The sequence below is a fragment of the Vibrio cholerae ATCC 14035 genome (assembly GCF_000621645.1).
In the GTDB taxonomy this organism is placed as follows: Bacteria; Pseudomonadota; Gammaproteobacteria; order Enterobacterales; family Vibrionaceae; genus Vibrio; species Vibrio cholerae.
The window spans coordinates 1-10,799 of record NZ_JHXR01000004.1 but is presented as its reverse complement, the minus strand read 5'-3'; the positions used below and the strand labels follow the sequence as shown (position 1 = coordinate 10,799).

10 protein-coding genes, 1 pseudogene and 1 other annotated feature are annotated in these 10,799 nt (G+C 49.8%); of the genes and pseudogenes, 8 read left to right on the top strand and 3 right to left on the bottom strand.

Annotated elements, in window-relative coordinates; translation table 11 throughout:
* Nucleotides 1–52: 52 nt before the first annotated feature.
* The 3 genes from rluB to rnm all read right to left on the bottom strand — a co-directional run bounded on the left by rluB (nucleotide 53) and on the right by rnm (nucleotide 2,646).
* Nucleotides 53–1,018 (bottom strand): 23S rRNA pseudouridine(2605) synthase RluB, encoded by a 966-nt coding sequence (gene rluB / locus T411_RS0105020; protein ID WP_001291243.1) that lies wholly within the window; start codon nucleotides 1,016–1,018, stop codon nucleotides 53–55.
* A 132-nt stretch (nucleotides 1,019–1,150) separates the two neighbouring features.
* Nucleotides 1,151–1,771, bottom strand: a complete 621-nt coding sequence (locus T411_RS0105015) for an L-threonylcarbamoyladenylate synthase (RefSeq protein ID WP_000077260.1) — start codon at nucleotides 1,769–1,771, stop codon at nucleotides 1,151–1,153.
* A 2-nt stretch (nucleotides 1,772–1,773) separates the two neighbouring features.
* A complete protein-coding gene (rnm, locus tag T411_RS0105010) occupies nucleotides 1,774–2,646 on the bottom strand; it encodes an RNase RNM (RefSeq protein WP_001217214.1) in 873 nt (290 codons plus the stop codon).
* Nucleotides 2,647–2,710: 64 nt separating this feature from the next.
* On the opposite strand from rnm, the gene trpL2 reads away from it, so the two are divergent.
* From trpL2 to T411_RS01000000119040, 8 genes and pseudogenes are all read left to right on the top strand, one after another.
* Entirely contained in the window at nucleotides 2,711–2,848 is a 138-nt protein-coding gene (gene trpL2 / locus T411_RS0105005; RefSeq protein ID WP_001880954.1) for a tryptophan operon leader peptide, read from the top strand.
* Nucleotides 2,795–2,897 (top strand) — a sequence feature (Trp leader region). (Overlaps the previous gene by 54 nt.)
* Before the next feature lie 84 nt (nucleotides 2,898–2,981).
* Nucleotides 2,982–4,553 carry an anthranilate synthase component 1 gene (locus T411_RS0105000; RefSeq protein WP_001030227.1) on the top strand — a complete coding sequence of 524 codons (1,572 nt, stop codon included), beginning with the start codon at nucleotides 2,982–2,984 and terminating at the stop codon, nucleotides 4,551–4,553.
* 2 nt (nucleotides 4,554–4,555) lie between these two features.
* The gene (locus tag T411_RS0104995; protein WP_001274036.1) at nucleotides 4,556–5,161 is read left to right on the top strand and encodes an aminodeoxychorismate/anthranilate synthase component II; all 606 of its coding nucleotides are present in this window, start codon (nucleotides 4,556–4,558) and stop codon (nucleotides 5,159–5,161) included.
* Nucleotides 5,162–5,181: 20 nt separating this feature from the next.
* The gene (gene trpD, locus T411_RS0104990) at nucleotides 5,182–6,180 is read left to right on the top strand and encodes an anthranilate phosphoribosyltransferase (RefSeq protein ID WP_001193364.1); all 999 of its coding nucleotides are present in this window, start codon (nucleotides 5,182–5,184) and stop codon (nucleotides 6,178–6,180) included.
* Between the two features lie 5 nt (nucleotides 6,181–6,185).
* The gene (trpCF, locus tag T411_RS0104985; RefSeq protein ID WP_000003291.1) at nucleotides 6,186–7,595 is read left to right on the top strand and encodes a bifunctional indole-3-glycerol-phosphate synthase TrpC/phosphoribosylanthranilate isomerase TrpF; all 1,410 of its coding nucleotides are present in this window, start codon (nucleotides 6,186–6,188) and stop codon (nucleotides 7,593–7,595) included.
* Nucleotides 7,596–7,635: 40 nt separating this feature from the next.
* A complete protein-coding gene (gene trpB / locus T411_RS0104980) occupies nucleotides 7,636–8,826 on the top strand; it encodes a tryptophan synthase subunit beta (protein ID WP_001096418.1) in 1,191 nt (396 codons plus the stop codon).
* Nucleotides 8,826–9,632, top strand: coding sequence for a tryptophan synthase subunit alpha (gene trpA, locus T411_RS0104975; RefSeq protein ID WP_001083161.1), 807 nt, complete (start codon nucleotides 8,826–8,828; stop codon nucleotides 9,630–9,632). Before trpB ends, trpA begins: the two co-directional genes overlap by 1 nt.
* Before the next feature lie 315 nt (nucleotides 9,633–9,947).
* A pseudogene (locus T411_RS01000000119040) lies at nucleotides 9,948–10,499 on the top strand (dicarboxylate/amino acid:cation symporter); the annotation flags it as partial.
* Between the last annotated feature and the right edge of the window lie 300 nt (nucleotides 10,500–10,799).

The following is a 10,799-nucleotide window of genomic DNA, read 5'->3' as shown; positions in this document are numbered from 1 at the left end:
CAACATGACTGGCTTTTTTTATAAGCGACATCGCTCGAAGAAAGGCGGGCACTTATCCGCGCGGCTTACGCGAGCTTTGTTGCTGGTTAGCCACTTTATTGCGCGTGCTCGATTCACCACCCGGCTTACGGCACGCAGGGGCTTTTCCACTACGACCCGGAGTAGCTGAAATTCGCTCTTCGTGACGACGTACTGCACGACGAATTTTCTGGCTACGGGTACGCTCACGCTTACGCGTTGCGGCATCAGGCGCCATGTTCAGCACCGTTTCTTTCTCTGGACGCAGTTCTACTAACTCACGCAGGTAGTTCACTTGCTTGAGATCAAGCTCCATCCAACCGCCGCGAGGCAGTTTTTTGTCGAGGAAAATATCACCGTAACGTACGCGCTTCAGACGGCTTACTGTCGTACCTTGTGATTCCCACAGACGACGCACTTCACGGTTACGACCTTCATTGATTACCACGTAGAAAGTATGGTTGATGCCTTCGCCACCGGCGTACATCACATCTTCAAAACGCGCCATACCATCTTCTAGCTGCACACCACGTACGAGATTGCGAACTTTTTCTTCCGTCACGTCACCAAAGACGCGAACCAGATATTCACGTTCTACCTGACGGCTTGGGTGCATTAAACGGTTAGCCAGTTCACCATCGGTGGTAAACAGCAGCAAACCTGACGTGTTGGCGTCCAAACGGCCAACAGAAATCCAGCGTGAACCACGAATTTTCGGCAGACGGTCAAATACCGTACGGCGACCTTCTGGATCATGACGGGTACACAGCTCGCCTTCTGGTTTGTAATAAGCCAGAACTCGGCAGATCACCTCTTCTTGCGCTTTCACAGACACAACATGTCCATCGATGCGCACGACAGCGTTATCATCTTCTAGGCGTTCGCCCAGTACAGCTACCTTGCCATTAACACTTACACGCCCAGCTCGGATCAGAGCTTCAAGCTCACGACGAGAACCATGACCAGCACGTGCTAAAACTTTTTGTAACTTTTCGCTCATTTATCTACCTATGTGTCGTCTTCTCAGACGTCGAATGACGGGTTGCGATGTTAAAATCGCGGCCGCGTAGTATCGCAAATTTTGTGGATAAAAGCACCCGTTTTGTCAGCGATTCGCGGCCACCTCATTCAACTACTGAAACGGGGTCGGATCACCGGCTCCGACACGCGCCACTACCACTTCATCGTCGCTAAAATCAATCACTGTCGTGGGTTGCTGACCTAAATAGCCACCATTGAGGATCACATCCACCGCGTGCTCTAAGCGATCGCGAATTTCCTCGGGATCAGACTCAGTAAAATCGTTGCCTGGCAGGATCAGCGATGTCGACATGAGTGGCTCGCCGAGCGCTTCCAGTAGATCCAAGGCAATTTTGTTATTCGGTACCCGGATACCTATGGTCTTTCGCTTCTCATTCATCAGACGGCGCGGAACCTCTTTGGTTCCTTTGAATATGAAGGTGTAAGGTCCCGGTGTATTGTTTTTCAACAAACGAAACGCCGTGTTATCCACACGCGCATACAGCGAAAGCTCAGACAAATCGCGGCACAACAGCGTAAAATTGTGCTTATCGTCGAGACGGCGAATTTGACAAATGCGTTCCATCCCGTGCTTATTTTCAAGCTGGCAGCCCAGTGCGTAACCAGAATCGGTTGGGTAAACCACTACCCCACCATTGCGAATAATCGCGACCGCTTGGTTGATCAGGCGGGTTTGAGGGTTCTCAGGATGAACATAAAAAAACTGGCTCATGGTTATTCCTCTTCATCGAGTCTCTCGACTCTATTGCTTGGGGATAAGCCCCAATCTTTCCATACAGGTTCTACTCCGGCAGGTAACCAAAGGTTTCGGCCCAACTCCATCCAAGGAGAAGGATAGTGAAAGTCACTGCCTTGGGAGGCGAGTAGTTGGTATTCCATTGCGTAATCACCCAAGGTTCGTTTTTCCTGTGGTGATTGCTGCGGCTGGGCCACTTCCATAGCATCGCCACCCGCTTCAACAAACGCGGTCATTAAGCGCTTAAGCCATTTCGCCGTCAAGTCATATCGGCCCGGATGCGCTAATACGGCTTGTCCACCTGCGGCGTGAATCGCGCTCACTGCTTCACTCATTGAACACCAGTTAGGCGGTACATAACCCGGATTATCACGAGTGAGGTATTTCTTAAATACTTGCTGCATGTTGGTTGCGTAACCATTATCCACCAACCATTTGGCAAAATGGGCACGCGTGATCGGCGCACCATCGGCAATATGTTGAACCTCTTCTAACACTCCCTCACGCGTCGCTTTTTGTAAACGATGGGCGATCAGTTCAGCACGCTCAACTCGACGTTGCTGCTGCCGCGCAATCAGCTGCCCCAATGCCTCACTGTTTGGGTCGATGTTTAAACCGACAATATGAATGTCTTTATTTTGCCAAACCGTTGAAATCTCAATGCCGTTCACTAATTGTAGCGGATATTGCTGCTGTGCAATGTAAGCACGGGCATCCGCCAATGCAGCCACGGTATCGTGGTCTGTGATCGCCAAAACATCAATCTCAAAGCTGACGGCGCGATCGATCAATTGTTGATAAGTAAACCGTCCATCAGAAGCGGTGGTATGACTATGCAGGTCAATTCTCATATTTTTTATTTGCCTGATTTTTAGGCTTGACTTTTTATCGCCGCACTAGTTAACTAGTACGCAAATGCAAGACTCTCTGTTAGGGCTCACTATGTTACAAGAATTTAACCCAAACCATAAACCCAATTTCAGTCCAGCGGATGCTGAACTGGCTTGGTGGCGCACTTGGACAAGTTCTTGGTGGGCTCACGTGTATTTCTAAGTTTAGATACTCACACACCTAGCCCGCCAACTTGAGCGGGCTTTTTATTGGTTTTTTCCACCTATCACTGCTGTTTCGCTACTTTCTCAACGCGGTGATCAGTGCACAATCGAATCATGGTTAAGGAGGTCTTATGAATAAGGCCATCAACATAAAGAAAACCGCGCCGCTTGAGGTGCTACACAGTGAATTGCCTTATACGCAAGATCCTACGGCTTTATTTCATGCTCTTTGCGCTGGGCGCAGCGACTGCCTACTACTGGAATCTGCAGAAATCGACTCCAAGCAAAATTTGAAGAGCCTTCTGTTAGTGGATGCTGCCGTGCGCATTGTGTGTGAAGGCCATCAAGTGACCTATCATGCGCTCAGTGCAAACGGCCAAGCGCTGCTCAACATCATTCATAGCAACCTCACTGATCGGATTCCTTGCAAAGTAGAGAAAGCGAAACTTACCCTCACCTTCTCTACACCCTGTGATACGTTGGATGAAGACTCACGATTGCGCGAAGCGTCTTCTTTCGATGCGCTACGTTTAGTGCAGCACAGTTTTGATCTCACTGACCACGGTAAATTTGCGCTGTTTTTAGGTGGCTTATTTGCCTACGATTTAGTGGCTAACTTTGAACCGCTCGGTGAAGCACCTGCCGACAATCAATGCCCTGATTACGTATTTTATGTAGCAGAAACTCTGATGGTGATTGATCATCAGCGTGAAACTTGCCAACTGCAAGCCACCCAATTCCAACCGGGCGATGCGCTGCACAGCCAACTCAAAAGCCGGATGCGTGAAATTCGTGCGCAAGTGAATCAAAAATTGCCTTTGCCGAGTGCGCAATCTTTATCTGATGTGGAAGTGACCACCAATATTAGCGATGCAGCATTTTGCGATATCGTGCGTGACCTCAAGCAGTACGTGGTCAAAGGCGATGTGTTCCAAGTTGTGCCTTCGCGCCGTTTTCGCTTACCTTGCCCTTCACCACTCGCAGCTTATCAACGGCTGAAACAGAGTAACCCAAGCCCTTACATGTTCTACATGCAAGATGAACGCTTTACCCTGTTTGGCGCATCCCCCGAAAGCGCACTCAAGTATGAAATGCACACCAACCAAGTGGAAATCTACCCGATTGCAGGGACTCGCCGCCGCGGTAAGCGCGCCGATGGCAGCATCGATTTTGACCTCGATAGCCGCATTGAGCTTGAACTGCGCACCGATAAAAAAGAGAACGCCGAACACATGATGCTGGTTGACTTAGCACGCAACGATGTCGCGCGCATTAGCCAAGCCGGTACTCGCCATGTCGCTGACTTGCTGCAAGTAGATCGCTACAGCCATGTGATGCACTTGGTGTCGCGCGTGGTGGGTCAGTTACGTGAAGATCTGGATGCGCTGCATGCTTATCAAGCTTGCATGAACATGGGCACGCTGACTGGCGCACCGAAAATTCGCGCGATGCAGTTAATCCGCGATGTGGAACAAGCGCGTCGCGGCAGCTACGGCGGCGCGGTGGGTTATCTCACGGGTGAAGGCGATTTGGATACCTGTATCGTGATCCGTTCTGCTTATGTGGAAAACGGCATCGCCCAAGTCCAAGCTGGCGCGGGTGTCGTTTACGACTCCGACCCACAAGCCGAAGCCGATGAAACGCGCGGCAAGGCGCAAGCGGTAATCTCCGCTATTTTATATGCTCATCAAGGGAAGGAATGATCATGGCCAATATTCTGTTTATCGATAACTTTGACTCCTTCACTTATAACTTGGTGGATCAGTTTCGCTCACTCGGTCACGTGGTCACGATTTATCGCAATAACCTTTCTGCGGATGCTATCGAGCAAGCGCTGCTGCAACTGGATAATCCTGTGGTCGTGTTATCCCCCGGGCCAGGTGCGCCGTCTGAAACGGGCTGCATGCCAGAGCTGCTGCAACGCCTGAAAGGCAAAGTGCCAATGATTGGTATCTGCTTAGGGCATCAAGCCATCGTGGAAGCCTACGGCGGTGTGGTTGCTGGCGCGGGTGAAATCATCCACGGTAAAGTATCGATGATGGAGCACCAAAACCACGCGATTTATCGCGGTCTCCCTTCACCGTTGGCGATCGCACGTTACCACTCACTGGTCGCCACGCAAGTTCCATCAGCACTGACCGTGACGGCAGAAGTGAACGGACTCGTGATGTCGGTGGTTAATGAGGCTGACAAAGTCTGCGGCTTTCAATTTCACCCAGAATCGATCATGACCACCCACGGCGCTACCTTGCTGGCCAATGCCATTGATTGGGCATTGTCTTCAACGCCAGCGCAGACTCAATTCGCGTAACCGCACAGGGAGAGAATGTTATGCAAACCATTATTAATAAACTCTATGAACAGCAAGGGCTCACGCAAGCCGAGAGCCAACAGCTTTTCGACCAAATTATTCGCGGTGAAATGGATCCTGTATTGATGGCGGCGGTACTGACTGCACTGAAAATCAAAGGCGAAACGCCAGATGAAATCGCGGGTGCGGCTAAAGCCCTGCTCGCCAACGCCAATCCATTTCCGCGTCCTGATTACGACTTTGCCGATATCGTCGGTACCGGTGGCGATGGCTCAAACACCATCAACATCTCAACCACCGCCGCATTTGTCGCCGCAGCGTGTGGCGTGAAAGTCGCCAAACACGGCAACCGTGGGGTATCGAGCAAATCCGGCTCTTCCGATCTGCTCAGCTCATTTGGGATCAACCTTGCCATGAGCGCGCAAGATTCGCGCCAAGCCTTGGATGATCTCGGTGTCGCTTTCTTGTTTGCCCCTCAGTATCACGGCGGTGTGCGCCATGCGATGCCGGTGCGTCAAACCATGAAAACTCGCACCATTTTCAACATCTTAGGCCCCCTGATTAACCCTGCTCGTCCCAATATTGAATTGATGGGGGTTTACAGCAAGGATTTGGTTCGTCCTATTGCGCAAACCATGTTACAAATGGGTCTGAAACGCGCAGCGGTGGTGCATGGTTCAGGTCTTGATGAAGTCGCGATTCATGGCGAAACGCAAGTAGCAGAAATTCGCCAAGGCGAATTGATTGAATACACGCTCACTCCGGAAGATTTTGGTGTTAGCCGTTACCCACTGGATGCGATCCGTGGTGGAGAGCCAGAAGAGAATCGCGCCATCATCACCCAGATCCTAACGGGCAATGGCACAGCAGCACAAATGGCGGCAGTGGCAGTCAACGTTGCACTTCTGCTGCGTCTATTTGGTCAAGAAGATCTGAAAGCCAACACCCAACAAGCGATCGCCGTGATGAAATCGGGCCAAGCCTATGGATTGGTTCAGCAGTTAGCACAACGAGGTTAAGCAGAATGTCCGAGCAGTTGTCTGAGCATATTTCCGTACAAACCGCGCAAATGGCGCAAGTGCTGGTCAAAATCGTCAACGATAAATACCAATGGATTGAAGAGCGCAAAGCCAAGCAACCTCTTGCTAGCTTTCATCCATTACTGACTCGCTCAGAGCGCGATTTCTATCAAGCCTTGAGCGGCGATAACACCGTATTCATTCTCGAATGCAAAAAAGCCTCACCTTCAAAAGGATTGATCCGCGAAGAGTTTGATCTCGATTACATCGCCTCTGTGTATGGCGAGTACGCCAGTGCCATTTCGGTACTGACTGACGAGAAATATTTCCAAGGTCGTTTTGAGTTTTTGCCGCAAGTGCGCGCTCAAGTGGCTCAGCCTGTCTTGTGCAAAGATTTTATGGTCGACCCGTATCAGGTTTATCTGGCGCGTCATTATCAAGCGGATGCGATTTTGCTGATGCTGTCTGTGCTCAATGATGATCAATATCGTGAACTGGCTGCTGTGGCGCACGACCTTGGTATGGGCGTACTCACCGAAGTCAGCAACGAACAAGAATTGAAACGTGCAGTTGATCTGCAAGCGAAAGTCATCGGCATCAATAACCGCAATCTGCGTGATTTGACCACCGACCTAAATCGCACCAAGCAGTTGGCGCCGCTCATTCCACAAGGCACCATCATTATTTCCGAATCCGGTATTTATACCCATCAGCAGGTGCGTGATTTGGCTGAATTTGCCAATGGTTTCTTGATTGGTAGCTCGCTGATGGCGCAAAGCAATCTTGAACTGGCGGTGCGAAAAATTGTGCTAGGTGAACATAAGGTGTGCGGTTTGACTCATCCTGATGATGCGGTGAAAGCCTACCAAGCCGGTTCCGTTTTTGGTGGATTGATTTTTGTTGAGAAGTCCAAACGCTTTGTCGATGTAGAACAAGCTCGCCTGACCATGAGCGGCGCGCCGCTACAGTATGTCGGCGTGTTTCAAAATCACCCAGCAGCACAAGTCGCCGATATTGCAACCAAACTTGGCTTATTTGCGGTGCAACTGCACGGTGAGGAAGACTCTGCGTATGTAAGCGAACTGCGCGCTTCCCTTCCAGAATCCATTGAAATTTGGAAAGCGTATGGCGTGAGTGATGCTTTACCTGAGCTACTACCAGAGCACATCGATAGGCATCTGCTCGATGCCAAAGTCGGCGAACAGAGTGGCGGCACAGGACGCAGTTTTGATTGGCGCTTGCTGCCAAAACATAGCGACCTGATGCTCGCCGGCGGCTTGAGCGCCGAGAATGTCGCCCAAGCGGCGCAACTTGGCTGCCGCGGACTCGATTTCAACTCTGGCGTGGAAAGCGCTCCGGGTAAAAAAGACGCCAACCAGTTACAACAGGTTTTCCAACAGTTACGGAATTATTAGATTATCAGCATGGCAACATGCATAAGAAAGGAATGTAAGCATGGCTAAATTAAACGCCTATTTTGGCGAATTCGGTGGGCAGTTTGTGCCACAAATTTTGGTTCCGGCACTCGATCAACTGGAACAAGCTTTTATTGATGCCCAGCAGGATGATGCTTTTCGCGCTGAATTTATGAGCCTACTGCAAGAGTACGCGGGTCGCCCCACTGCGCTGACACTCACGCAAAACATCACCAAAGGCACCAAAACCAAACTCTATTTGAAGCGTGAAGATCTACTGCACGGCGGCGCGCACAAAACCAACCAAGTTTTGGGCCAAGCCCTGCTCGCCAAACGTATGGGCAAACATGAAATTATCGCCGAGACAGGCGCAGGTCAACACGGTGTCGCAACCGCATTAGCCTGTGCACTGCTTGGCCTAAAATGCCGCGTGTACATGGGTGCAAAAGACGTTGAGCGCCAAAGCCCAAACGTGTTCCGTATGCGCTTAATGGGTGCCACCGTGATCCCTGTTCATTCAGGTTCAGCAACGCTAAAAGATGCCTGTAACGAAGCGCTGCGTGACTGGTCAGCCAGCTATGAAACTGCGCATTATCTGCTCGGTACTGCGGCAGGCCCTCACCCATTCCCAACCATAGTGCGTGAATTCCAACGCATTATTGGTGAAGAAACCAAAAACCAAATCCTTGCTCGTGAAGGTCGTTTGCCCGATGCGGTGATCGCTTGTGTCGGTGGCGGCTCAAACGCGATTGGTATGTTTGCCGATTTCATCGAAGAAGAATCCGTACGTTTGATCGGTATTGAGCCAGCAGGTAAAGGCATTCATACCCATCAACATGGTGCACCACTCAAACACGGTAAAACTGGTATCTTCTTCGGCATGAAAGCACCGTTGATGCAAGATGAACATGGTCAAGTGGAAGAGTCTTACTCTGTCTCTGCGGGGCTGGATTTCCCATCGGTGGGTCCACAACATGCTTACCTCAACGCCATTGGTCGTGCGGAATATGAAAGCATTACCGATGATGAAGCACTCGATGCGTTCCAAGCGTTGGCACGTAACGAAGGCATCATTCCAGCGCTGGAGTCTTCACACGCTCTCGCGCATGCAATCAAAATGGCGTATGCCGAACCAGACAAAGAGCAGTTGCTCGTGGTTAACCTTTCGGGCCGAGGTGATAAGGATATTTTCACCGTACACAAATTACTTGAAGACAAAGGAGCGTTGTAATGAACCGTTATCAAGCCCTATTTCAACGCCTGAGCGCCGCTCAGCAAGGCGCTTTCGTTCCTTTCGTGACCATTGGTGACCCAAACCCCGAGCAGTCACTCGCCATCATGCAAACCCTGATTGATGCAGGAGCGGATGCGCTTGAGCTTGGCATGCCGTTTTCAGATCCTCTGGCCGATGGTCCGACGATTCAAGGCGCGAACTTACGTGCATTAGCGGCGAAAACCACGCCAGATATCTGTTTTGAGCTGATCGCGCAGATCCGTGCGCGTAACCCTGAGACTCCGATTGGCTTACTGATGTATGCCAACTTGGTTTACGCACGCGGCATCGACGATTTTTATCAACGCTGCCAAAAAGCTGGCGTGGATTCGGTACTGATTGCCGATGTACCCACCAACGAAAGCCAGCCTTTTGTGGCGGCCGCAGAGAAATTTGGCATTCAACCAATCTTTATTGCGCCACCAACGGCCAGTGATGAAACCTTACGAGCAGTTGCTCAACTCGGTAAAGGCTACACTTATTTGCTTTCGCGCGCTGGGGTGACTGGGGCTGAAACCAAAGCCAACATGCCTGTGCATGCCCTGCTTGAACGTCTGCAACAATTTGATGCGCCACCAGCACTGCTAGGTTTTGGTATTTCAGAGCCCGCTCAAGTTAAACAAGCGATTGAAGCTGGCGCAGCGGGAGCCATTTCCGGATCGGCGGTGGTAAAAATCATCGAAACGCATTTGGATAATCCAGCTAAGCAGCTGACTGAGCTGGCAAACTTCACTCAAGCCATGAAAAAAGCAACAAAAATTTAACTTACATTACCTTAAATCAGCGGCGCATCCTTTGGTGTGCCGCATCATTTCATTAACAACTCCACTTAAACAAAAGACATTTCAATCAAAAATCAATTCAAGACTTCATATAACCAAAATCAATAGCAAACGTTTTCTTTGCAGATAAAAACGCCAAATTACTCTCGTTTTACTCCGCTATTGAGAAAACGCTCGATGTGCTTATTGCTAAATGTAAACATTCCGTGTAAAAAGTAGGAGCAAAATTTTTGCCCATTTAGTGATATGACACTAGTGGCTAACACTAGGAATTTACAATTTATTAGCACAGAGGTTATGGAAGTGTTAAAGACAAAGGGTTTACTAAACAACATCGGCGTGCAAGTGGTGATCGCCATGCTCGCGGGTACCGCAGTCGGTGCAGCAATGGGTCACGATGCGACACTATTTGCTCCACTGGGTGCGATTTTTATTAATCTGATCAAAATGCTGGTGATTCCTCTGGTGGCTGTGGCACTGATTTCTGATGCAGCAGGTCTGGGTGATAGCCATTCTGCTGGCAAGGTCGGTGCAGTGACGTTAAGTTACTTTGCTATTACCTCTGCCGCCGCCGTAGCTCTGGCATTGATCATGGGTGAACTGTTCCAACCGGGTGTCGGAGTCGATGTTTCTGGTGTAGAGAGCATGTTCTCTTCTGAATACGCTGCGCAAGGTGAGCTCCCCACTTTCTGGGCAACCATCATTGGTATGATCCCAACCAACGTTTTCCAGTCACTGAACGAAGCGAACATTCTACAGATCTTGGTTTTCTGTCTGTTTTTAGGCATTGCGATTTCTAAGCAAGCCAAAGAAAAACGTGACCCAGTGATCAACGCGGTGAACACCATTGATAAGAGACTAGAAAAATGAACAAAAAGAAAGATAGGGATTTGGCGGGAAATTTTGGGATCATTCGGGATCTAAAATAGAGAGAAGATCTAGGAACGGCGCGGGGTTTGAGGTGGTGAGCTTCAAACCCCGCTTTGTATTTTGGCTTTTGAGCAATTCTTTTGTGTTTTGAGCAATCCTCTTTAAAAGTTCACTTTAAGACTATTGAAATGAGCATTAGAGCGCACATCGCAAAAAGGCTTTAAAACCGCTTTAAACCTTTAAATCAATCTCCGATGTCTTTGGCGATGTGAACTACCT

Bases quoted from the DNA above. Each gene is read 5' to 3' on its own strand.
- rluB (WP_001291243.1), bottom strand. From the start codon at position 1,018: ATGAGCGAAAAGTTACAAAAAGTTTTAGCACGTGCTGGTCATGGTTCT.
- T411_RS0105015 (WP_000077260.1), bottom strand. From the start codon at position 1,771: ATGAGCCAGTTTTTTTATGTTCATCCTGAGAACCCTCAAACCCGCCTG.
- rnm (WP_001217214.1), bottom strand. From the start codon at position 2,646: ATGAGAATTGACCTGCATAGTCATACCACCGCTTCTGATGGACGGTTT.
- trpL2 (WP_001880954.1), top strand. From the start codon at position 2,711: ATGCAAGACTCTCTGTTAGGGCTCACTATGTTACAAGAATTTAACCCA.
- T411_RS0105000 (WP_001030227.1), top strand. From the start codon at position 2,982: ATGAATAAGGCCATCAACATAAAGAAAACCGCGCCGCTTGAGGTGCTA.
- T411_RS0104995 (WP_001274036.1), top strand. From the start codon at position 4,556: ATGGCCAATATTCTGTTTATCGATAACTTTGACTCCTTCACTTATAAC.
- trpD (WP_001193364.1), top strand. From the start codon at position 5,182: ATGCAAACCATTATTAATAAACTCTATGAACAGCAAGGGCTCACGCAA.
- trpCF (WP_000003291.1), top strand. From the start codon at position 6,186: ATGTCCGAGCAGTTGTCTGAGCATATTTCCGTACAAACCGCGCAAATG.
- trpB (WP_001096418.1), top strand. From the start codon at position 7,636: ATGGCTAAATTAAACGCCTATTTTGGCGAATTCGGTGGGCAGTTTGTG.
- trpA (WP_001083161.1), top strand. From the start codon at position 8,826: ATGAACCGTTATCAAGCCCTATTTCAACGCCTGAGCGCCGCTCAGCAA.